This is a genomic window from Streptomyces sp. Edi2, from assembly GCF_040253635.1.
Lineage (GTDB): Bacteria > Actinomycetota > Actinomycetes > Streptomycetales > Streptomycetaceae > Streptomyces.
Genome location: NZ_JBEJGX010000003.1, coordinates 7,109,809 through 7,132,626, shown reverse-complemented (window position 1 = coordinate 7,132,626; position 22,818 = coordinate 7,109,809). Strand labels below are relative to the sequence as shown.

The window sequence follows — 22,818 nt, the reverse complement described above, 5'->3', positions numbered from 1 at the left end:
TGGGGTTGCCTCCCTGACGAGGCCGCGTCGTTGCGGCCGAGGTGGCTGGAAGTCAACTCGGCCGCCGCCCGACCGTCAAGGAGTAAATCCTTAACGAGATGACAACGGTGCCATGCGTTAGCTGCGTGAACTCAGTGCTTTCACGCCAGGGCCGGAGCGTCCGGGGATTGCGCCCCGTCAAGCAGGGTCGAATCGCCCATCTCGCTCAGTACCAGCGCCAGCGCGCCCAGCACCTCCGCACGGCCCCCGAGCGTGCCGGGGACGACCCCCAACTGCCGTGCCGCACTGGGGATCGCATACCGCGACACCGATTCCCGGATCGGCGCCAGGACCAGCTCACCGGCCTCGGCGAGATCACCGCCGAGCACCACCCTGCTGGGATTGAGCAGATTGCACAGGTTCGCCACACCACTGCCGACATGACGGCCCACGTCCGCAATCACCCGCCGGCAGCCCGGGTCGCCCTCGCGGGCCAGCTGCACCACCCGCGCCATGGTCAGGTCGGGCCCGTGGCTCGGCTGCAGCAGCGGGAGCACATAGCGGGCCGCGGTGAAGGTCTCCAGGCAGCCGCGGTTGCCGCAGCGGCACACCGGGCCGGACTCGTCCAGGGTGATGTGCCCGATCTCGCCCGCCGTGCCGCCCGGCCCCCGGTAGATCTGCCCGCTGATCACCAGGCCCGCGCCGACACCGCTGGCGACCTTGATGTACGCCAGATCGGCGGCCCCGCGGCCCCCGCCCCACACCAGCTCGCCCAGCGCGCCGAGGTTGGCGTCGTTGTCGACGTAGACCGGCACCCCGAGGCGCCCGGACAGCTCCTGGCTGGGGTTCGTCCCTGACCAGCCCGGCAGGATCGCCGTCGAGCCCAGCGTCCCGGACTCGACGTCGATGGGTCCCGGTACGCCCAGACCGACGCCGATGACCTTGCCCGCGTCGAGCCCGGTGGCCGCGATCAGCCGGTTGACCAGCTCTTCCGCCCGGTCGAAGCCTTCGGCGGCGGAGGCGTCCACATCGATCGGCTCGGATTCCTCGGCGAGCACCTGGTGGGCGAGGTTGCCGACCGCCACCCGCAGATGGGAATGCCCGAAATCGACCCCGACGACGATGCCCGCGTCGCCGGAGAGGGAGACGCTGCGCGCCCGCCGCCCGCCCGCCGAGGTCGGGGTCACCTCGACGGTCCCGCCGTCCTTCAACTCACGAACGATGTTGGAAACGGTGGCCGCGGACAGCCCCGTGCTCCGGGCGATCTCCGCCTGCGTGAGGGAGCCCGCCATACGCACCGCACGTACGACCCGCTCCAGATTGGCCCGGTGCAGCGAGGACTGCGACCCCGGAGTCTCCATCGACTCATCCACTCCCGTCTGGGGCCGGGGGTACCTCCCAGTGGTGACTGGGGGAGGTACAACGACCGCCCGCCGGCCGCACCCACACCCTTGTAGGACGGCCCTCGATTCAACATGTGAACTCTAAGCAGACCTCCGGCCGGGAAGTCTCGTCAAGGCGTTGAGCCCACACATGATCAGGAAAGGTCCCGCCGGGACGCCCGCGGGGGCGGCCCCGCCACAGCGGAGCCGCCCCCTGGCACGCACCGGGCGCCGCCCGAAGTCGGCGCAAACTCGTCGCCCGCGGACGGCCGGTATACGGCGCCCCGTCCCTCTCGCCTGTACGGCGCCGCGGTCCACTCCCCTGTATGGCGTCGGTACGTGCCCCGTATACGGCGCCTGTACGGTGCCCGGTCCCGCTCCCCTATTTGAGGGCGCCCGCGGTCAGACCGGCCACCACCTGCCGCTGGAAGATGATGTACGCGGCGAGCACCGGCAGCATCGCGATCGTCAGCCCCGCGAACAGACCGGACCAGTCCCCCTTGTAGCCCTGACTCACCGCCAGCGCCACCAGCCCCTGGGTCAGCATCTTCTTGTCCGGGTCCCCGACATTGAGCACCGTCGGCAGCAGGTACTGGTTCCACTGCCCGAGGAAGTTGAAGATCCCGACGCTGATCAGGCCGGGCTTGGCCATCGGCAGCATCACCTGGAAGAAGGTGCGGGTGTGCGAGGCACCGTCGATGAGCGCCGCCTCGGCCACCGAGGTGGGCAGCGTCTTGAAGAACCCGCTGAGGAAGAAGACCGTGAACGGCAGCGAGTACGCGATATAGACCAGGATCAGGCCGTGGTAGGTGTCCAGCAGCGCCATGTTCTTCATGACGAAGAACAGCGGGACCAGCGCCAGGATGACCGGGAAGCCCATCCCGCCCACGAACAGGAAGTACAGGAAGCGGTTGCCCGGGAAGTCGAAGCGGGCCAGCACATACGCCGCCATCGCGCCCAGCAGCATCGTGCCGATCAGTGAACCGCCCACGACGATCAGCGAGTTGAGGAAGTACTGGCCCATGTTCGCCTTGTCCCAGGCGCGTGACCAGTTGTCGAAGTGCAGGACCGAGGGCAGCCCCCAGGGCGAGCCGAAGATCTCGGAGTCGTCCTTGAAGGAGCTCACCACCGCCCACAGCAGCGGCATGGTGACCAAGAGGCCCCAGATCACCAGGACTCCGTGCGAGAAGACGTTGAGGACCTTGCCCTCGCTGCTGTTGCCGTCGGCGCGGGCGCCGTCCTTGCCGACCTGTCCGCGCCGCGGTCCGGGCACTCCCGGGGCCGCGGCGGCGGGCCCCTGCTCCTTCGTCACACCCGGGAGGTCCGCGGGATCCGTCTGCGCACTCATCAGAACTCCAGTCGCTCGCGTCGTCCCAGCCGCATCACGATGGCCGAGAAGATGAGGGTCACGATCAGCAGGGAAACGCCGATGGCCGTCGCGTATCCGGCCTGACCGTCGCGGAAGGTCTTCTGGTACACGTACAGCGGAAGGACCTCGGTCGAATAGTCGGGACCGCCCGGACCGACACTCATGATCTGCACGAACGCGAAGGCCGACACGTCCAGGGCGAGGATGCCCATATAGATCCAGCCGGTCTGGACGGTGTCCCACAAGAGCGGCAGGGTGATCCGGAAGAACGTGTTGAGGCGGTTCGCGCCGTCCAGCAGCGCGGCTTCGTAGAAGTCCTTGGGAATGGAGCTCATTCCCGCGGAGAAGAGCACGACGTAGAAGCCGACATTGGCCCACACCATCGCGGCCATGACGCACCACAGCGCGATCTGCGGATCGCCCAGCCAGTCCGGCTGCACATTGCCGAGCCCGATCGCCTTGAAGAAGGCGTTGAGCGCACCGCTCTCCGGGTTGTAGGCGAACTGGAAAAGCAGCGCGACGATCGGGACCGACAGCACCTGCGGGAAGAAGTAGAGGATTTTGTAGGTGCCCGAGCCGCGCACCCCGCCGATGACCGCCTTCTTCCTGCGGCGGCCACCGACGTTGAGCATAAAGGCGAAGAAGAGCCCGAGCGAGAGCGTCACCACCGGCAGGAGCAGCAGCAGCGTCACACTGTTGCCCACGGCGGACCAGAACACATCGTCCGTGAAGAGGCGCGCATAGTTGTCGAAGCCGACCATCTTCATGTCCGGACTCAGTCCGGTCCAGTCCGTGAAGGAGTAGTAAATGGCCTGCACGAACGGCGAGATCACGAAGATCGCGTAAATCGCCAGCGGGAGGACCAAGAACCCCGCGATGAAACGGTACTTACCGTGTTTCATGACTACCGAATCCCGTTCTCTCCCTGCGTGTGCCACAGCCGGTGACGCGCCCCGGCCCACGCCGGGAGGCGCCTGCCGAACTCGTCGGTCAGCGCTTGTACTTCTTGACGCTGGAGTCGTCGCGGGTGTCGTCCGCGTACTTCTGGATCTTGTTGATGGCCTCGTCGGGCGTCATCCGGCCGGCCATCATCTCGCCCAGCGCACCGACACCGATCCGCTCCTTCTGGAGCGCCACATACCAGTCCTGCAACCGCGGATTGACGATGTTCTGGCCGGCCTTCTGCAGCGCCACCTGCGCGGATGCCAGACCGGGCGGAAGCTTCAGTCCCTCGGTTCCGCCGTTGAGCGAGGTGAGGGAGGAGACCTGCTTGATGAAGTTCTGCGAGGACTTCTTGCTGAGCATGATGCGCAGCAGTTCCATACCGCCCTCGGCGTTGTGGGCCTTCCGCGGCACGATGTACGGCTCGCCGCCCGAGGCCCAGAGGGTGCCGAACGGCATCTTGTCGGAGGCGGACAGGCTGGACGGGGCGCCGACCGAGAGATCGAACTGCGGGTTCTTCGCGATCTGCTTGGCCGACTCGTTCTCCACCCAGGAGCCGTTGGGGATGAACAGCGCCTTGCCCTCGGCCCAGGCCTTCTGCGACTGCAGGTGGTCCAGGCCGGGCGAGCCCTTGAGGACGTAGCCCTTCTTGTAGAGCTCGTAATAGGCGTCGAAGGCCGCCTTGACCGCCGGGTCCTTCCAGGCGTTCGGCTCCAGATTGTCGATCTTCCGCAGGACCTCTTCACCGCCGATCTTGGCGATGAACGAGTACAGGCTGAAGGGCAGGTAGTAGGGGTACTTGCCCGGGTAGGTCCAGCCGGCGACGCCCTTCTTCTTGGCCTTCGCGCACAGGGCCAGCATGTCGTCCCAAGTCTCCGGGTATTCCGCATCCAGCTTCTGCAGATTGCTCTTGGAATACCAGACGCCGTAGACCGTGTAGGCGTAGTAGAGGATCCAGGTTTCCTTGCCGCCGAACTGCCCCATCTCGACCACACCGGGGCGCAGGGTCTCGCGCACCTTCTTGTGCGGATCGTCGACGGAGGGGGCATCGAGGAGCGCGGTCAGGTCGGTCAGCTGGTCCTTGGCCACCAGCGTGCCAAAATCCATCTGCTCCGCACCGGAGTTGTCGACGAGGTCGGGCGGGTTCCCGCCGTTGAAGCGCGGCTGCAGCGTCGACTGGATCTTCTGGGTCGACGAGAGCTTGACCTTGCCGTCGGCCTTCGGGAAGGCCTTGAGGTACTCGCCCTGCGCGTCCTTGGCGTATTTGTCGCCGAATCCGCCGTCGAAGATGACCACATCGAGGCCGGCCGACTCATTGACCGCAAGCGGATTCTTGGCTGATTTCTTGCCTTTCTCCACCTTGTTATCTTCCCCGCCACCGCCGCCGGCGCACGCCGACAACACCCCCATGGACGGTACGGCGATGATCCCCAGGGCCGCGGCTCGCTTGACCAGATCGCGACGGTTGAATTCAGAGGTGGATCCCATGCGCAAGTCCTCGCCTTCTTCAGGACTCAGGCGGTGTACCGGAGCCACCCCGGCACCGCGGGTCAGATGAAGCTGAGTTGTACGGGATGTGCACCGGGCACGCTAGAGAAATGCGGGGCAGTCATCCGTTCCCGCCTTCCCCCCGGCTCCGCCGCCGTGGTCGTACGGCCGGTCGGACGCCGACAGGTATAGTCCACTTCCGGCCTCAGGGGCAAGATCGAATGCAGGTTTGGGCGGCAGTCTTTCCCTAGTTGAGACCTCCCCGGCATGCATCGGATTGCCCGGACGTCACCCTTCCGGACCGCCCGGCGACACCGCGGCCCACTGATCTCAGCGACACCCTTGACACCAAAGACCCCACGCACCTTACTTATCTCTGTTTATCTTGGCGTCATGTAACTGACAACGATGTCAATCCTGTTGAGAGGGCTTGCGTGCGGATCGGATACCGGCACCGTCCACTGCGGGGGATCACCCGCCCCGCCGCCCTCGCGGCGGCCGCGCTACTCGTCGTCACCGTGCCCGGCCCGGCACAGGCCGCGCCGCCCCGAAAGCACCGGGGGGCCACGGAGTTCCACTCCTCCTTCGAATCCGGCGAACCGCAGCCGGACTGGACCGACAGCGTCGACACCGGCCCCGACGGCACACCGCGGGCCTCGGGCGTCAGCCCGCAGACGGCCCCCGCCGCGCCCGGCATGACCACCCGGGCCGACACCGGCCCGGCCGACTCCCCCACCGCCAAGGCGCACGCCGGCTTCAGCGGCACCCATGCGCTGCGCTACTCCGGCACCCATACCGCCGACGGCCACGGCTACTCGTACAACAAGATCTTCGACGTCAATGTCCCCGTCACGTCGGTCACTTCGCTCTCGTACAAGATCTTCCCCGAGATGACGAAGAGCGATCCGGACTATCCGGCGACCCACACCGCCGTGGACCTCGCCTTCACCGACGGCACCTACCTCAGCGAGCTGTCCGCCGTCGACCAGCACGGCGCGCCGCTGACCCCGCAGGGCCAGGCCGCCTCCAAGACGCTCTACGCCAACCAGTGGAACAGCCGGGAGTCGCGGATCGGCGCGGTCGCCGCCGGCAAGACCGTCGACCGGATCCTGGTCGGCTACGACGCGCCCCGGGCGCCGCGGACCGCACCGGCCTTCCGCGGCTGGGTCGACGACATCGCCCTCGGCCCCAAGGCGCCGGAGAGGCCGCTCGCGCACCTCTCCGACTACGCCGTCACCACCCGCGGCACGCTCTCCAGCGGCAGCTTCTCGCGCGGCAACACCTTCCCCGCCACCGCCGTCCCCAACGGGTTCAACTTCTGGACCCCGGTGACCAACGCGGGCTCCGCCGACTGGCTCTACGAGTACGCGCGGAAGAACAACGCCGACAACCTCCCCACCCTCCAGGCCTTCAGCGCCAGCCATGAGCCGAGCCCGTGGATGGGCGACCGGCAGACCTTCCAGGTCATGCCGTCCGCCGTGGCCGGCACCCCGGACGCTTCCCGCACCGGCCGTGCGCTGCCGTTCCACCACGCCAACGAGACCGCGAAGCCGCACTACTACGGCGTGACCTTCGACAACGGCCTCAAGACGGAGATCACCCCGACCGACCACGCCGCGCTGATGCGCTTCACCTTCCCCGGCGACCAGGCAAGCTTGATCTTCGACAACGTCAACAACAAGGGCGGGCTGAGCCTGGACACCGAGCGCGGCATCGTCACCGGCTTCTCGGACGTCCGGAGCGGACTCTCCGTCGGCGCCACCCGGCTCTTCGTCTACGGCGTCTTCGACGCCCCGGTCACCGGCGGCGGGAAACTCGCAAACGGGGGGTGCGGCGTCAGCCGCTCCAGTGGAGCCGGTGCTTGCACCGGCGGCAAGGACGTCACCGGATATCTCCGCTTCAAGCCCGGTTCGGACCGCACGGTGACCATGCGGATCGCCACCTCCCTGATCAGCGTGGACCAGGCCAGAGCCAATCTGACCCGGGAGATCCCGGCCGGCGCGACCTTCGCGGGTGTCCGGGCCCGGGCGCAATCGCAGTGGGACGACCTCCTGGGCCGGATCGAGGTCCAAGGGGCGAGCCGCGATCAGCTCACCACCCTCTACTCCAACCTCTACCGCCTCTACCTCTACCCCAACTCCGGTTTTGAGAAGGTCGGTTCACGCAGCCGCTACGCGTCCCCCTTCTCGCCGCAGACCGGCCAGGACACCCCGACCCACACCGGCTCGAAGATCGTCGACGGCGAGGTGTACGTCAACAACGGCTTCTGGGACACCTACCGGACCACCTGGCCCGCCTACTCCCTGCTCACCCCGAAGCGGGCCGGGAAAATGGTCGACGGCTTCGTCCAGCAATTCAAGGACGGCGGCTGGATGTCCCGCTGGTCCTCGCCCGGCTATGCGGACCTGATGACCGGGACGAGTTCCGATGTGGCCTTCGCCGATGCCTACGCCAAGGGGGTGAAGTTCGACGCCGAGGCGGCCTACGCCGCGGCCGTCAAGAACGCCACCGTCGCCCCGCCGAACCCCGGCGTCGGCCGTAAGGGCATGAACACCGCGCCCTTCCTCGGCTATACGAGCACCGATACCCGGGAGGGCATGTCCTGGGCGCTGGAGGGCTATCTCAACGACTTCGGCATCGCCCGTATGGGCAAGGCCCTGTACGAGAAGACCAAAAAACCCCGCTACAAGGAAGAATCCGCCTATTTCCTGGGCCGTGCCCAGAACTACGTCAAGCTCTTCGACGACAAGGTCGGCTTCTTCCAGGGCAAGGATGCCCAGGGCCGCTGGCGGCTGCCCCCGGACACCTTCGACCCCCGGGTCTGGGGCAACGACTACACCGAGACCAACGCCTGGACCTTCGCCTTCACCGCACCGCAGGACACCAGGGGCCTGGCCAACCTCTACGGCGGCCGCGCCGGCCTGGCCGGAAAACTGGACGCCTATTTCTCCACCCCGGAGACCGCGTCCAAGGAATTCGCCGGCTCCTACGGCCAGGTGATCCATGAAATGACCGAGGCCCGCGACACCCGTATGGGCATGTACGGACACAGCAATCAGCCCTCGCACCACATCGGCTACTTGTATGACGCGGCCGGCCAACCCTGGAAGACCCAGGAAAAGGTCCGCGAGGCGATGTCCCGGCTCTACCTCGGCAGTGAGATCGGCCAGGGATATCCGGGCGACGAGGACAACGGCGAGATGTCCGCCTGGTACATCTTCAGCTCACTCGGCTTCTATCCGCTGGTGATGGGCCAGGGCGAATACGCGGTGGGCTCCCCGCTGTTCACCCGGGCCACGGTCCACCTGGAAAACGGCCGCGACCTCACCATCAAGGCCCCGCGCAACAACGCGCGCAACATCTATGTCCAAGGCCTCCGGGTGAACGGCAAGCCCTGGAATTCCACCGCTCTGCCGCACCGGCTCCTGGCCCACGGCGGCACCCTGGACTTCACCATGGGCGACCGCCCCTCCGCCTGGGGCACCGCGGCGGACTCCGCCCCCACGTCGATCACCCAGGACGACAAGGTGCCCTGCCCGCCCGCCGACCGGTCGGACCCCACGGCCGGCCCGCTGTTCGACAACACCTCGGGAACCTCTGCCACCTTCAGCACCGCCTCGGCCACGCTGACCGCGCCCGCCCGGATCACGTCCTACACCCTGACCTCCGCGGAGCACGCCGCGGCACCGTCGGACTGGCAGCTGGAGGGCTCCACCGACGGCCAACACTGGCAGATGGTCGACCACCGCGCCGGCGAACACTTCACCTGGGACCGCCAGACACGGGTGTTCGCCATCGAACGGCCCGGCGACTTCCGCCACTACCGACTCCGCACCGGCGGTGAAACCACCCTGGCGGAGATGGAACTACTGAGCTGAGCACCGGCACCGGCGGGCCGGTCGGCTGCTCCCCGGATACGCGGACGGGCCGCACTCCCTCGCCGAGGAAGTGCGGCCCGTCCTGTGCCGCCGGTCAGCTGCCGGCGGCCTTGCTCACTTGCGGATCAGCGAGCGCAGCACGTACTGCATGATGCCGCCGTTGCGGTAGTAGTCCGCCTCGCCGGGGGTGTCGATGCGGACGACCGCGTCGAACTCGACGCCGCTGTCGGTGGTCACCTTGACCGTGCGCGGCGTGGTGCCCTCGTTCAGCTCGGTCACGCCGGAGAAGGAGAAGGTCTCCTCGCCGGTCAGGCCCAGCGCCTCGGCGGACGCGCCCTCCGGGAACTGCAGCGGCAGGACGCCCATGCCGATGAGGTTCGAGCGGTGGATGCGCTCGTAGGACTCGGCGATGACGGCCTTGACGCCGAGCAGCGCGGTGCCCTTGGCGGCCCAGTCGCGGGACGAGCCGGAGCCGTACTCCTTGCCGGCCAGGATGACCAGCGGGGTGCCGGCAGCCTGGTAGTTCTGCGAGGCGTCGTAGATGAACGACACCGGGGCGCCGTCCTGGGTGAAGTCGCGGGTGAAGCCGCCCTCGGTGCCCGGCGCGATCTGGTTGCGCAGGCGGATGTTGGCGAAGGTGCCGCGGATCATGACCTCGTGGTTACCCCGGCGCGAGCCGTAGGAGTTGAAGTCACGACGCTCGACGCCGTGCTCGGTGAGGTACTGGCCGGCGGGGGTGTCGGCCTTGATCGCACCGGCCGGGGAGATGTGGTCGGTGGTGACCGAGTCGCCCAGCTTCGCCAGCACGCGGGCGCCGGAGATGTCCGAGACCGGGGTGGTCTCCATCGTCATGCCCTCGAAGTACGGGGGCTTGCGGACGTAGGTCGACTCGGCGTCCCACTCGAAGGTGTTGCCGGTCGGGATCGGCAGCGCCTGCCACTGGGCGTCACCCGCGAAGACGTCCTGGTAGGACTTGTTGAACATGTCCTCGCCGATGGCGTTGGCCACGACGTCGTTGACCTCGGCCTCGGTCGGCCAGATGTCGGCCAGGTGGACCGGCTTGCCGTCCTGGTCCACGCCGAGCGCGTCCTTGGTGATGTCCACCTTCATGGAGCCCGCCAGCGCGTACGCGACGACCAGCGGCGGGGACGCCAGGTAGTTCATCTTGACGTCGGGGTTGATCCGGCCCTCGAAGTTGCGGTTGCCGGAGAGCACCGAGGTCACGGCCAGGTCGTGGTCGTTGACGGCCTTGGAGACCTCCTCCGGCAGCGGGCCGGAGTTGCCGATGCAGGTGGTGCAGCCGTAGCCGACGAGGTTGAAGCCGACCTTGTCGAGGTACGGGGTGAGCCCGGCCTTGTCGAAGTAGTCGGTGACGACCTTCGAGCCCGGGGCGAGGGTGGTCTTGACCCACGGCTTGCGGGTCAGGCCCTTCTCCACGGCCTTCTTCGCGACCAGCGCGGCGGCGACCATGACGTACGGGTTCGAGGTGTTGGTGCAGGAGGTGATGGCCGCGACCGTCACCGCACCGTGGTCGATCTCGTAGGTCGAGCCGTCGGGGGCGGTCACGGGGACCGGGTTCGTCGGGATGCCGTTGGCGGAGGCCGGCGCGTCGGACGCGGGGAAGGACTCCTTGCCCGCCTCCTCGTCGTCGTCGACGTAGTTGCGCACGTCGACGGCGAACTGCTGCGCGGCGTTCGCGAGGACGATGCGGTCCTGCGGGCGCTTCGGACCGGCGATCGACGGGACGACCGTGGAGAGGTCCAGCTCCAGCTTCTCGGAGAAGTCGGGCTCGGCGGCCGGGTCGAGCCAGAGGCCCTGCTCCTTGGCGTACGCCTCGACGAGCGCGACCTGCTGGGCGTCGCGGCCGGTCAGACGGAGGTAGTTCAGGGTCTCGTCGTCGATCGGGAAGATCGCGGCGGTGGAGCCGAACTCCGGCGACATGTTGCCGATGGTGGCGCGGTTGGCCAGCGAGGTGGCGGCGACGCCCTCGCCGTAGAACTCGACGAACTTGCCGACGACACCGTGCTTGCGCAGCATCTCGGTGATGGTCAGCACGAGGTCGGTGGCGGTGGTGCCGGGCTTGAGCTCACCGGTCAGCTTGAAGCCGACGACGCGCGGGATGAGCATGGAGACCGGCTGGCCGAGCATCGCGGCCTCGGCCTCGATGCCGCCGACGCCCCAGCCCAGCACGCCGAGGCCGTTGACCATGGTGGTGTGCGAGTCGGTACCGACGAGGGTGTCGGGGTAGGCCTGGCCGCCGCGGACCATGACCGTACGGGCCAGGTGCTCGATGTTCACCTGGTGGACGATGCCGGTGCCGGGCGGGACGACCTTGAACTCGTCGAAGGCGGTCTGGCCCCAGCGCAGGAACTGGTAGCGCTCCTTGTTGCGGCCGTACTCCAGCTCGACGTTCTGGCCGAAGGCGTCGCTCGTGCCGAACTTGTCGGCGATGACGGAGTGGTCGATGACCAGCTCGGCGGGCGCCAGCGGGTTGATCTTCGCCGGGTCGCCGCCCAGCTCCTTCACGGCCTCACGCATGGTCGCGAGGTCCACGACACAGGGCACGCCGGTGAAGTCCTGCATGATCACGCGGGCCGGCGTGAACTGGATCTCCTGGCTGGGCTGGGCCTGCGAGTCCCAGCCGCTGAGCGCTCGGATGTGGTCGGCGGTGATGTTCGCGCCGTCCTCGGTACGGAGCAGGTTCTCCAGCAGCACCTTCAGGCTGTAGGGAAGACGCGCGGCGCCTTCGACCTTGTCCAGCCGGAAGATCTCGTACGACTCGTCGCCCACCTGCAGCGTGCTGCGGGCGTCGAAGCTGTTCGCCGACACGACAGTCTCCTTCATGCATGAATTCGCGCGTACCACCGCAATGCTGCCGTCACAGCTCCTTGACCATCCGCTAAGGTATGCCTAAGTTAGGCACGCCTTACTGGCGCGGCAGCGGTACGCCTCTCGGTAGATATCTCGATGTCGAGATAACTCTAATACATCGTCGCGGCCTGGTCATGCCCTGACCGGTGTCGTCCTCGGACAGTGCTGCCGGTCGCCCTGTCATTCCACCGAGGCGTTCGACACCGAACCCAGGCGTCCACGCCCTCGCGCCGCCCCGGCCGGCCGGTACCGCCGATGGCCGGTACCGGCGCGATCGGGGCGGTGGTGCAGCCGCCGGCCCCGCTCATCGAGGAGGGCCGATGACCCTCCCTCGATGAGCGGCACCCTGGCCGACAGCGCCTACCGGCCGCCGCCGGCCCGGCGGCCCGGCCTCACTTCAGGTGCCGGCCGAAGAACCGGTTCCCGTCCTCCACCTCGAACCACGGGGTGCCGGTGTGCCCGCCCAGATTGGCGTGCAGTGTTTTCTCCTTGGTGCCGAAGGCGTCGAAGAGGTCCAGGGCCCGCCGGCGGGGGTTCCCCTCGTCGTCCCACTGCAGCAGGAACAGCAGCGGGATGGTGACCTGCCGGGCCTCCTTGCGCTGGGCGCGGGGCACATACCCCCCGGCGAAGAAGCCGGCGGCCGCGATGCGCGGCTCGACCACCGCCAGCCGAATGCCGACGGCGGTCCACCCCGAGTACCCGACCGGGCCGCCGATCTCGGGCAGCGCAAGGAGGGCATCCAGGGTGGTCCGCCATGCCGGGACCGCCTTTTCGACCAGCGGGCCGATGAAGGACTCGAAGATCTCATCGACCGGCTCGCCGGCCTGCATCGCCCGGCGGAGGTCGGCGCGGGCCTGCTCGTCGGCGGCGGAGCGGGGCCGGTCACCGCACCCGGGGGCGTCGATGGTGGCCACCGCATAGCCGTACGCCGCGGAGTGCCGGGCCCGGGCCACCAGCCGGGGTTCCCTCTTGGGCAGGCCGTTGTTGTGGGCCATGAGGATCAGCGGGGCCGGTGCGGCGGATTCCGGCGTCCACAGGGTGCCAGGGGTATCGCCGAGGGTGAATTCGCGTTCGAGGACGCCGTCGTCGAGGCGCCGTTCAGAAGTGACGTGCATGGTCGTGCCTTTCGGGAGTGCTCTTGAACGGCGCTCCCGGACGACCTATCGCCCGACCGTGACCCCGGAGGGGAGCACCCATGTCGATACTGCGTTCACGGGTACCACCTCCTCGTTCCTTCGCACGGCCTCCGGGAAGGTAGCAAGGGCCGTCGTGGTCCGCCAACGGGTTTTTGCGGAGGCTCCGTGGCCGGTTGCCACGCGGCCACTCGCCTGCAGGCCGGCCCGGGCCGGGTACGGCGGCGACGATGCCGCCGCCATAGGCGTCTGTGAGGGGCCGGCCGCGTACTGGGCTCCTTTTCGACCCGCTGTTTCGGACCCTCTGTTTCGGACCCGCTGTGCCGGACCGGACGCCGACCGAGGTTGCGGGCCGGTTGCGGTGTCCTCCCCACGACGCCGCAACCGGCCCGCACCCTGAACTGTCCGGAAATGTCTCCCCGGCACACCGAACCTCCCCCGGGCGTTGCACATCTTCAGGTGCAGTAGGCGCGCGCTGACCTCGCGCGCCGATTCGCCTTCGAGGGGAACCCGCCATGAAGAGCAAGCTGACCGCCGTGGCCCTGGCGGCCGTCGTCGTCGCCGGCACTGCCGCTGCCGCCACCCCGGCCTCGGCCGCCCCCGCCAAAGCCGAGCCGGCCCGCTGCCACACCGCCGACTTGAAGGCCGGCTTCGCCACGGGGGAAGACGCGAGGCCGGAGATGGAGCAGACCCAGAAGCAGACCCAGGCGTACATCTGGTTCACCAACCGGAGCAAGCGCACCTGCACCCTGTCCGGCTTCGCCGGTGTCGACATGATCGGCGCTCAGCAGACCGACGGCACCTGGTCCCTGGCGCGCTCCGCCACGAAGCCCGAAAAGATGGTCCTGGAGCAGGGGGACACGGTGGACTTCAGCATCACCCTGCTCCCGGTGGCCGGGTCCTCGCCGCAGAAGGAGAAGTTCGTTCCGGCGAAGTTCCTGGTCACCCCGCCGAACGAGACGGAGCACTTCACCCTGAAGTGGCCGTTCGGCGGCCAGATCCTCAAGCAGGACGGCGCCACCCACCCGGCCACCTACCTCAACCCGGTCGGGCGGTAACCCACCGGACAGCCGCTGAGCTCCCCTGCAGCGCCGCTGGTGGCCACCGCAGGACTCCCGGAATGAGGTGAAGCCTCCGGGTGGTGCGGTGGCCACGTCTGGCACGCGGCACGACCGGCCTGCTCGCCGGGGCCTGCCCAGTTGCCGGGGGGCCACGGGGGCAGGGCCCTGCCGCGGGGGCAGGCAGGGCGCAGGGGGCTTCCCTCCGTCCTCCCACTGGCGCGTGTCACATCCGGCCCGTGGCATCCGTCATTACTGTGACGGAACTCGACGGGGGAGGAAGAAGACCCATGAACGACCACGAGTGGCTGGCGGCGCGGTTCGAGGAGAACCGGAGTCATCTGCGGGCCGTGGCCTACCGCATGCTCGGCTCGGTGAGCGAGGCCGACGACGCCGTCCAGGAAGCCTGGCTGCGGCTGAGCCGGTCCGGTGCGGACGGTGTGGAGAACCTGGGCGGCTGGCTGACGACGGTCGTCGGGCGGGTGTGCCTGGACCAGCTGCGGGCGCGCAGGGCGCGGCGGGAGGACCCGCTGGAGATCCATGTCCCCGAGCCGGTCGTGGACCGCCTGGACACCGTCGACCCGGAACACGAGGCGCTGCTGGCCGACTCGGTCGGGCTGGCGCTGCTCGTCGTGCTGGAAGCCCTCGCCCCCGCCGAGCGGCTGGCCTTCGTCCTGCATGACATGTTCGCGGTGCCCTTCGACGAGATCGCGCCACTCGTCGACCGCACCCCCGCGGCCGCCCGGCAGCTCGCCAGCCGCGCCCGGCGCCGCGTCCAGGGCACCGCCCCGGCCCCCGACACCGATCTCGCCCGCCAGCGGGAGGTGGTCGACGCCTTCCTCGCCGCCTCGCGCGGCGGCGACTTCGAGGCGCTGCTCGCGGTGCTCGATCCCGACGTCGTACTGCGCGCCGACGCCGGTGCCGCATCCGAGGGCGTATCGACGCTGGTCCGCGGAGCGCGCGCGGTGGTCGAGCGTGCGCTCACCTTCTCCCGGGTCGCCGCTTTCGCCCGGCCGGCGCTGGTCAACGGCGCGCCGGGGCTCGTCACGACACAGGGCGGGCGGCCGTTCTCGGTCATGGGCTTCACGGTCGCGCACGGGAAGATCGTCGAGATCAACATCCTGGCCGACGTCGCCCGGCTGAGCCGGCTGGATCTGACGGTCCTCGACGACTGATGGCTGACGGGTCACGGCTGGTGGCTTGGCGGCTCACGGCTGGCGGCTAGCGGCTGGCGGCTGGCGGCTGCGACACGGCCATGTCATCGCGCTTGAGCCCGGCCTTGGCCCCGGCCTCTGCCCGGCCCCCGGCCTCTGCCCGTCCTGCTCGCCTCCCCGCCTGCCCCCGGCCTTCCCCGGGCCGCCTCAGGATCCCGACAACCCCGTACGGACCACCGTCACGATCTCCTCATCGGAGAGCCCCAGGTTGCGGGCCTCGGCGATCAGCCGCTGGGCGGTTTCGCCGAGGCGGGCACGGGCCGGCGATGCCGCGCCGGTGACCACGGCACCGCGGCCGCGCCGGAGTTCGATCAGGCCCTCTTCCTTGAGGCGCTGATAGCCGCGCAGCACGGTATGGACGTTCACGCCGAGCGACACGGCGAGGGCACGGGCGGCCGGCAGCCGCTCCCCGGCGTCCACCGTGCCGTCGGCGATGGCTCCGCGGACCGAGGCCGCGATCTGGTCGCCGAGCGGGACGGACGAGCCGGGGTCCACCCGGAAGAGCACGTCAGGCTCCTTCCTTCCGCGAGCGCGCGCGGTCCAGGTACGTATTGAGCAGGGCAACGGCGGTCGCGGCATCATCGACCGTCACCACGAACTCCTTGCCATTGGTCAGGCGTACCACGATGCCCTCCCCCGAGCGCAGTACGAGGCCGCTGCCGCCTGCCCGGATGCGATAGCCCCAGCCGCCGAACTCCCGGAAGGCGCCTATCGGGCGGCTGGTGGCCTCCGTGATGCGGTCGAGGGGGAGGTGCCGGATGCGGAAGGGCGGCGGCAGCACGGTCGACGAGACGGTCAGACCACGGCGGTCGACGGTGACCCGCGCGGCGGCACAGGGCAGGACCGCGATGGCGCCGATGAACAGGCCGATGCTCGCCGGCCAGTCGGCGAGAACGAGCACGAAGAGCCCCGCGCCGAGCAGCAGGACGCCGAGCACGACGATCGGTGGCGAGCTGATGGTGCGTGACCAGCCCGCCGACATACCCGCCGGGAGGTCGAGCCGGGGCGCCTCACCTGCCGTCCGGCCCGCTGCCCGGTCGGACGGCCGGGGCGCGGGGCCGGCCAGCAGGCGTCCCAGCGCTCCGGCGAGCAGAGCAAAGGCAAGTCCGGCGGCCAGCTCCCACAGCGGCAGCCGGACCGCCGAGGTGTCCGTCGCGCCGGCGTTGCCGAACAGGGTCAGACAGGTGAAATAGCCGATGCCGGCCGCGAGGGCATAGCCGCCGGCGATCAGCCAGGGTGTCCCCTCCGAAGGCTCCGGCAGCCGCGCGAGGAGGCCGAGGACGGCACCGAAGACGAGCAGCAGTGTGAGCGTGAGCGTCAGGAAGCCGCGGGCGGAGGTGAAGCCGTTGACCCGGGCGCCACCATCACCGAAATGGGTGGCAAGCGGTTCGGGCAAACGGGCGGAGATCGAGAAGTAGACGATGACGACGGCGGTGGCGGCAGCGACGAACGGCAGGACGGTAATCAGGGCCCACGGACGGGCCTTTGAGGTCGGGGAAGAACGCGGGGCACTCTTCATGGGCGTGACGACCACCTCTCAGTTGTTCGCATAGTAGTAGAACAACTCGACCATCGACAATTGCATACCCATCTCATATCTGAGATACGGTCACTCCATGGCAGACGACTACCTCGTACGTATCGGCAGGCTCATCCGTGACGCCCGGCAGCACCGTGGCTGGACACAGGCGCAGCTCGCCGAAGCTCTCGGCACCAGCCAGAGCGCGGTCAACCGCATCGAGCGCGGGAATCAGAACATCAGCCTTGAGATGATCGCCCGTATCGGCGAAGCACTCGACAGTGAAATCGTCTCGCTCGGCTATGCCGGGCCGATGCATCTGCGGGTGGTCGGCGGCCGCCGGCTGTCCGGCAGCATCGATGTGAAGACGAGCAAGAACGCCTGTGTGGCGCTGCTGTGCGCCACGCTGCTGAACGCCGGCCGCACCACTCTGCGCCGGGTGGCCCGTATCGAGGAGGTCTACCGCATCCTCGAAGTGCTGGGCAGCATCGGCGTACGGACCCGGTGGATCAACGACGGCAACGACCTGGAGATCGTCCCGCCCGCGGAGCTCGACCTCGACTCGATGGACACCGAGGCGGCCCGCCGCACCCGCAGCGTCATCATGTTCCTCGGCCCGCTGCTGCACCGCATGGACCGCTTCAAGCTGCCCTACGCGGGCGGCTGCGACCTCGGCACCCGGACCGTGACCCCGCACATGACGGCGCTGCGCCACTTCGGCCTGGAGATCACCGCGACCGACGGCACCTACCTCGCCGAGGTGGACCGCACCGTCTCCCCCAAGCGCGCGATCGTGCTGACCGAACGCGGCGACACCGTCACCGAGAACGCACTGCTCGCCGCCGCCCGGCACGACGGCGTCACCGTCATCCGCAACGCCTCGTCCAACTACATGGTCCAGGACCTCTGCTTCTTCCTGGAGGAGCTGGGCGTCCGGGTCGACGGCATCGGCACCACCACGCTCACCGTCCACGGCGTCGCGCACATCGAGCGCGATGTGGACTTCGCGCCGTCCGAGGACCCGGTCGAGGCAATGAGCCTGCTGGCGGCTGCCGTGGTCACCGAGTCGGAACTGACCATCCGCCGGGTCCCGGTCGAGTTCCTGGAGATCGAACTGGCGGTCCTGGAGGAGATGGGCCTGGACCACGAGCGCAGCGCGGAGTACGCGGCCGACAACGGCCGTACCCGGCTGATCGATCTGACGGTCCGCCCCTCCAAGCTCCAGGCCCCGCTGGACAAGATCCACCCGATGCCCTTCCCGGGCCTCAACATCGACAACGTCCCCTTCTTCGCGGCGATCGCGGCCAGCGCCCAGGGGCAGACCCTCATCCACGACTGGGTCTACGACAACCGCGCCATCTACCTCACGGACCTCAACCGCCTCGGCGCCCAGGTCAAACTGCTCGACCCGCACCGGGTCCTGGTGGACGGCCCCACCCGCTGGCGCTCCTCGGAAATGATGTGCCCCCCGGCCCTGCGCCCCGCCGTCGTCGTCCTCCTGGCCATGATGGCCGCCGAGGGCACCTCCGTTCTGCGCAACGTCTATGTCATCAACCGGGGTTACGAAGACCTGGCCGAACGCCTCAACTCGATCGGGGCACAGATCGAGATCTTCCGGGACATCTAACCCCTTCGGAGGGGGTGCCGCCGCGCCCCCTCCGACGTGCTTGACGTGTCTGATGCGCGTGACCTGTCGGATGCGTCTGGCGGTTTGACGTGCAAAGACGCGGATCGGCAAGCGGGGGGCGGCATCACCCCGATGCGGCCTCCGACCACGGCCGCGATCGTTGATCATTGCTGCTGATCGTTGCTGTCGCAGGTCTCCGGCTCCGCTGCTGACCCTCCTGACTCTCCGGGCAGCGGACGCCCGGGCAGCCAAGCAGCCCAACGCGGTTCCAGGAGGCCGCAGTTCACCGGCAGAGAGCCGTGTCCACGACTCGCTCGGCACGCTTCATGACTGCCTTGTCGGCCGGCTGCATGGTGACCGCGAGGTGGGTGGCGCGGCCGTCGTCGGTGGCGCCGCCCCGGGTCTCGTACCCCGGGAGGCTGCCGCCGTGGCCCCAGTAGACACCGCCGCACGACAGGCGCCTGCTCACGAGCCCCAGTCCGTAGCGGGCGCCGGAGCCGAAGTATGCGGCGGGGACGGTGGTGCGCATCTGGGCGAGTTGGGCCGCCGGGAGGAGGCGGCCGGCCAGGAGCTCGGTGAAGAACCGGTTGAGGTCGGAGTTGGTGGAGATCATCTGACCCGCCGCCCAGCCCCAGGAGGGGTCCATGTCCGTGACGTCGCGCAGCGGCGCGCCCGCGGAATCCCTGTAGTAGCCCTGGGGGTGGGGTTCTCGGATGGTCCTGTCGCCGGGGGCGGGGAAGGAGGTGTGGCGCAGTCCGATGCGCTTGATGATGCGCTGGTCCATCTCCTCGGCGAGGGGCCGGCCGGTGACCCGCTGGATGATCAGGCCGGCCAGCACATAGTTCGTGTTGCTGTACTTCCATTGCGTCCCGGGGGCGAAGTCGGCCTTGTGCCGGAGAGCGATATCCAGGAGGTCGCGGGGTTCGAAGTACCGGACGTCGTCGCCGAGGTAGGGCGTGTAGTCGGGCAGTCCGCTGGTGTGCTGCAGGAGCTGACGGACGGTGATGTGACGTCCGTCGATGCCGTGTCCGCGTACGAGGCCCGGCAGGTAGGTGTCGACGGCGGCGTCGAGGCCGACCTTCCCTTCCCCGACCAGCTGCAGCATGACCACCGCGGTGAACACCTTGGTATTGCTGCCGATCCGCACCTGACCGTCCTTGGGCACCTGCGAGCCGGTCGCCAGGTCGCCCACCCCTGCGGTGTAGGTACGGCTGCGTCCCGTGCGGTCCTTGACGCTCGCCAGCGCAGCGGGCAAACCATCGGTGTGCACCAGTGCGCTCAGGCCCTGCTGGACGGTGTCCGGCCGGGCCCGGGCGGCGGCGGACGCCGCGGGCGGCACCAGGGCGCCCGTCATCATGACGCCGACGGCCACCGTGGCCGCGGCCACGGCAGGCACGGCTCGGCGTCGGCCACCTCCCCGCAGCCGCCCGGAAGAACGAGACCTCTGCCATGCCTGTACACGCACGAGCCAACTCCTAGGGATACGTGGGGAAATCAGCGGTTTGCGCTGGTCCCAGCATCTCCGGAGCAACTGCCCGGGACGATCCTGCCGGCCCCCGGCTCCAGGTAGGGCTCTCCCCCGCCGGTCCGAGGGCGCCCGGGCGGTGGGGGGACGGGTCGAGGATTGCCTGAAGGCCGGGGATCAGGAAGAGGAGGGGACTACCCGGTCGGCCAAGTTGCCCGGCAGGAGGCGCACTTGGCACCGAGGTCGTAGTCGTGCATGCGACGGGGGCCGGAGGAAACGGTGGCCGGTGGCCCGGCATCGGGAGAACCGCGGCTGAGGGCACCGTTGGCCGGTCGTGATCTGCGGCAACCTTGAGTGATCATGTTCTGCCACCTGCCGCAGAAAGGCCGCATGACAAATAACCAGGAACAGCGCACCCCGTCTCCCGACGCGGTTCTCGCTCTCAGCATCTCCTTCGGCCTGCTGGCCGGAGTCGGACTCGGACTGCTGGTCTTCGGCAACCTCGGCATCGGCATCGGAGTCGGTGTCGCGCTGGGAGTGGCGATCGGTGCGGCGCGTCGGTTCCGGCGCTGAGGGCTGTCCCGTAGCCTCCGGCGGGCGCACGACGGCAGCTACGGCACTCCCCCGGCTCACGCGGGCCGCCCCCCGCCCGCGCCTCTGCGGTAGCCGGGCGGCGCCGCGTAAGACGTCCTACGGAGCCGCCTGTGGTCCGGAAGGAAGTCAGGGCAAGCGCCGTCACCCGGCCCCCTCAGGCGTGAGCACCACGAACTCCGCGCCCGAGGAGTCGTTGCAGACGGCGAGCCGGCCGACGCCCGCGGCGGTTTCCGGGCCCATGGACAGCGTGCCGCCGTTGCCCGTCACCAGGCCGACGGTGGCGTCGCAGTCCTTGGAGCCGAACACCGGGTGCCAGTACGGCTTTCCGCCGGGTCCGAGCAGATCGGCGGGGACGCCCATGAGGCCGCCGTGCGTCCGGTCCTCGCCGCATCCGGCGGGGGTGAGAAGGGTGTAGATGCCGCCCCCGCCGGGGAGCGGCACGTCCTGGGTGCTCCAGCCGAAGACCGTGGAGTAGAAGGTCTGCGCGGCGGCCGGATCGGTGGTGTACAGCTCCGTCCAGCACAGGCTTCCGGCACCGTCCGCGGCTTCGACGCCCGGGTAGCGCACCGGCTGCCAGACGGCGAACTCCGCGCCCTGCGGGTCGGCGCACCGGGCGAACCTGCCGTCGTCCGCACCGACCAGGGCGGGCGCCGAGCGCACCGAGCCGCCGGCCTGCTCCACCGCCTCGGCCGTGGCGTCCGCGTCGGGGGTGTGGAAGTAGAGCGTCCAGGCGGAGCGGGCGCCCTCCCCGGGGAGCGGGCCGACCGCGCCGACAGCCGTGCCGTCGAGCCGGAAGAGCGTATATCCGCCCGCGTCCTGGTCACCGTAGGGTTCGGACCGCCAGCCGAACACGGCCCGGTAGAAGGCCGTTGCGACCTCGACATCGGGGGCTCCGAGATCGAGCCAGCACGGGGAGCCCGGGACGAAGTCAGTAGTGATCATGACGATTCCCTTCGCGGATCCTCTGAATTCAGCCTGCCATCCGGCACTGACAACCGCCCGTCGGCCGGGCGGCGGCATCCGTGCGCCCGCTTGCCCGCTTACCCCGCTCTGCACGGGAGTTCAGGGCCGCCCCCGGTACAGCTCCTTGGCGATGATCGAGCGCTGCACCTCCGTGGCGCCCTCGTAGATGCGGGGTGCACGGACCTCGCGGTAGAGGTGTTCCAGCAGGTGGCCGCGGCGCAGCGCGCGGGCGCCGTGGATCTGTACGGCGGCGTCGACGACGTACTGGGCGGTCTCGGTCGCCAGCAGCTTGGCCATGGCCGAGCGGCGGGCGATGTCCGGGGCCCCGGTGTCGTACGCGGAGGCGGCCGCGTACACCAGGAGGCGGGCGGACTCGACCCGGGTGGCCATCTCGGCGAGCTGGTGGCCGACGGACTGCAGATCCTTGAGCGGGCCGCCGAACGCGGTGCGCGCGCCCGCGTGCGTCAGCGCCGCGTCCAGCGCGGCCTGCGCCATGCCGACCGCGAAGGCGCCGACGCTCGGCCGGAAGAGGTTCAGGGTGGCCATCGCGACGGCAAAGCCGCCGTCCACCTCCCCCAGGACATCCGCCCTGGTCACGGGCGTGCCGTCGAACTGAAGCGTGCCGATCGGGTGCGGGCTGAGCATGTCCAGGTGCGCGCCGGTCAGACCCGGCCGGCCGGCGGGCACCAGGAAGGCCGTGACACCGCGTGCGCCCGCCCCGCCTCCGGTACGGGCGAAGACGGTGGCGAAGTCCGCCTCGGGGGCGTTGGAGATCCAGCACTTCTCGCCGGTGAGCCGCCAGCCGTCGGGGCCGTCCGGCTCGGCGGCCAGGGACAGCGCGGCGGCGTCCGAGCCCGCGCCCGGCTCGCTCAGCGCGAACGACGCGACCGCGCGCCCCGCGGCGACCTCCGGCAGCCAGCGCGCGCGCTGGGCCCCGGTCCCGGACTGCACGATCGGATAGGCCCCCAGCCCCTGGAGCGCCAGTGCGGTCTCCGCCTCCGTGCACTCCTGGGCGAGGGATTCCCGCAGCAGGCACAGGTCCAGGGCGCGCAGGGCGCCGCCGTCGGGGAACAGGCGCCGCAGCAGGCCCAGTTCGCCCAGGGCCGCGACCAGCGGGCGGTTGACCCGGCCCTCCTCGCCCTTCTCCGCCAGCGGACTCAGCCGTTCGGCTGTCAGCGCGCGCAGTTCGGCGCACCATTCCTGCTCATCCGGTCCCAGCGCGAATACGGTCACGAGGCGGCTCCCTGGTAGCTGGTCCTCTATCGCGGTCTGTTGACTGCCGTCACGAACACGTTACGCTGACGACGGATCCGAACGGCAGTACCCGACCCGCGGA

At 69.3% G+C, this 22,818-nt stretch carries 16 protein-coding genes; 5 read left to right on the top strand and 11 right to left on the bottom strand.

Going from position 1 to position 22,818, the window contains the following annotated elements:
- Nucleotides 1-140: 140 nt before the first annotated feature.
- From ABR737_RS34740 to ngcE, 4 genes are all read right to left on the bottom strand, one after another.
- Nucleotides 141-1,340 (bottom strand): ROK family transcriptional regulator, encoded by a 1,200-nt coding sequence (locus ABR737_RS34740; RefSeq protein WP_350254968.1) that lies wholly within the window; start codon nucleotides 1,338-1,340, stop codon nucleotides 141-143.
- Between the two features lie 403 nt (nucleotides 1,341-1,743).
- Nucleotides 1,744-2,709 (bottom strand): carbohydrate ABC transporter permease, encoded by a 966-nt coding sequence (locus tag ABR737_RS34735; RefSeq protein WP_350254967.1) that lies wholly within the window; start codon nucleotides 2,707-2,709, stop codon nucleotides 1,744-1,746.
- The gene (locus ABR737_RS34730; RefSeq protein WP_350254966.1) at nucleotides 2,709-3,632 is read right to left on the bottom strand and encodes a carbohydrate ABC transporter permease; all 924 of its coding nucleotides are present in this window, start codon (nucleotides 3,630-3,632) and stop codon (nucleotides 2,709-2,711) included. The genes ABR737_RS34735 and ABR737_RS34730 overlap by 1 nt, the downstream gene beginning before the upstream one ends.
- An 88-nt stretch (nucleotides 3,633-3,720) precedes the next feature.
- Nucleotides 3,721-5,160, bottom strand: coding sequence for an N-acetylglucosamine/diacetylchitobiose ABC transporter substrate-binding protein (ngcE, locus tag ABR737_RS34725; RefSeq protein ID WP_350254964.1), 1,440 nt, complete (start codon nucleotides 5,158-5,160; stop codon nucleotides 3,721-3,723).
- Nucleotides 5,161-5,594: 434 nt separating this feature from the next.
- Between ngcE and ABR737_RS34720 the strand changes: the two genes are divergently transcribed.
- On the top strand, nucleotides 5,595-9,038 hold the full coding sequence (locus tag ABR737_RS34720; RefSeq protein WP_350254962.1) for a GH92 family glycosyl hydrolase: 3,444 nt from the start codon (nucleotides 5,595-5,597) through the stop codon (nucleotides 9,036-9,038).
- Between the two features lie 114 nt (nucleotides 9,039-9,152).
- On the opposite strand, the gene acnA is transcribed toward ABR737_RS34720, so the two are convergent.
- A complete protein-coding gene (gene acnA, locus ABR737_RS34715; protein ID WP_350254961.1) occupies nucleotides 9,153-11,867 on the bottom strand; it encodes an aconitate hydratase AcnA in 2,715 nt (904 codons plus the stop codon).
- Between the two features lie 434 nt (nucleotides 11,868-12,301).
- Nucleotides 12,302-13,024 carry a dienelactone hydrolase family protein gene (locus tag ABR737_RS34710; protein ID WP_350254960.1) on the bottom strand — a complete coding sequence of 241 codons (723 nt, stop codon included), beginning with the start codon at nucleotides 13,022-13,024 and terminating at the stop codon, nucleotides 12,302-12,304.
- A 533-nt stretch (nucleotides 13,025-13,557) separates the two neighbouring features.
- Between ABR737_RS34710 and ABR737_RS34705 the strand changes: the two genes are divergently transcribed.
- On the top strand, nucleotides 13,558-14,100 hold the full coding sequence (locus tag ABR737_RS34705) for a DUF4232 domain-containing protein (RefSeq protein WP_350254958.1): 543 nt from the start codon (nucleotides 13,558-13,560) through the stop codon (nucleotides 14,098-14,100).
- A 290-nt stretch (nucleotides 14,101-14,390) separates the two neighbouring features.
- Entirely contained in the window at nucleotides 14,391-15,275 is an 885-nt protein-coding gene (sigJ, locus tag ABR737_RS34700; RefSeq protein WP_350254956.1) for an RNA polymerase sigma factor SigJ, read from the top strand.
- Nucleotides 15,276-15,461: 186 nt separating this feature from the next.
- Here the strand turns inward: sigJ and ABR737_RS34695 are convergent, their stop codons facing one another.
- Together ABR737_RS34695 and ABR737_RS34690 are read right to left on the bottom strand one after the other, a co-directional pair.
- Entirely contained in the window at nucleotides 15,462-15,821 is a 360-nt protein-coding gene (locus ABR737_RS34695) for a GntR family transcriptional regulator (protein ID WP_350254954.1), read from the bottom strand.
- A 1-nt stretch (nucleotide 15,822) separates the two neighbouring features.
- A complete protein-coding gene (locus ABR737_RS34690; protein WP_350254953.1) occupies nucleotides 15,823-16,833 on the bottom strand; it encodes a DUF1648 domain-containing protein in 1,011 nt (336 codons plus the stop codon).
- Between the two features lie 97 nt (nucleotides 16,834-16,930).
- On the opposite strand from ABR737_RS34690, the gene ABR737_RS34685 reads away from it, so the two are divergent.
- A complete protein-coding gene (locus tag ABR737_RS34685; RefSeq protein WP_350254951.1) occupies nucleotides 16,931-18,460 on the top strand; it encodes a helix-turn-helix domain-containing protein in 1,530 nt (509 codons plus the stop codon).
- Between the two features lie 283 nt (nucleotides 18,461-18,743).
- On the opposite strand, the gene ABR737_RS34680 is transcribed toward ABR737_RS34685, so the two are convergent.
- Nucleotides 18,744-19,925 carry a serine hydrolase domain-containing protein gene (locus ABR737_RS34680; protein ID WP_502964428.1) on the bottom strand — a complete coding sequence of 394 codons (1,182 nt, stop codon included), beginning with the start codon at nucleotides 19,923-19,925 and terminating at the stop codon, nucleotides 18,744-18,746.
- Between the two features lie 390 nt (nucleotides 19,926-20,315).
- Here ABR737_RS34680 and ABR737_RS34675 point away from each other — a divergent pair, with 390 nt between their 5' ends.
- Nucleotides 20,316-20,498: a hypothetical protein gene (locus ABR737_RS34675; RefSeq protein ID WP_350254949.1), complete on the top strand. Its 183-nt coding sequence runs from the start codon at nucleotides 20,316-20,318 to the stop codon at nucleotides 20,496-20,498.
- A gap of 162 nt (nucleotides 20,499-20,660) precedes the next feature.
- On the opposite strand, the gene ABR737_RS34670 is transcribed toward ABR737_RS34675, so the two are convergent.
- Together ABR737_RS34670 and ABR737_RS34665 are read right to left on the bottom strand one after the other, a co-directional pair.
- Nucleotides 20,661-21,461: a VOC family protein gene (locus tag ABR737_RS34670; RefSeq protein WP_350254948.1), complete on the bottom strand. Its 801-nt coding sequence runs from the start codon at nucleotides 21,459-21,461 to the stop codon at nucleotides 20,661-20,663.
- A gap of 120 nt (nucleotides 21,462-21,581) precedes the next feature.
- Nucleotides 21,582-22,715 (bottom strand): acyl-CoA dehydrogenase family protein, encoded by a 1,134-nt coding sequence (locus ABR737_RS34665; protein WP_350254947.1) that lies wholly within the window; start codon nucleotides 22,713-22,715, stop codon nucleotides 21,582-21,584.
- Nucleotides 22,716-22,818: the final 103 nt, after the last annotated feature.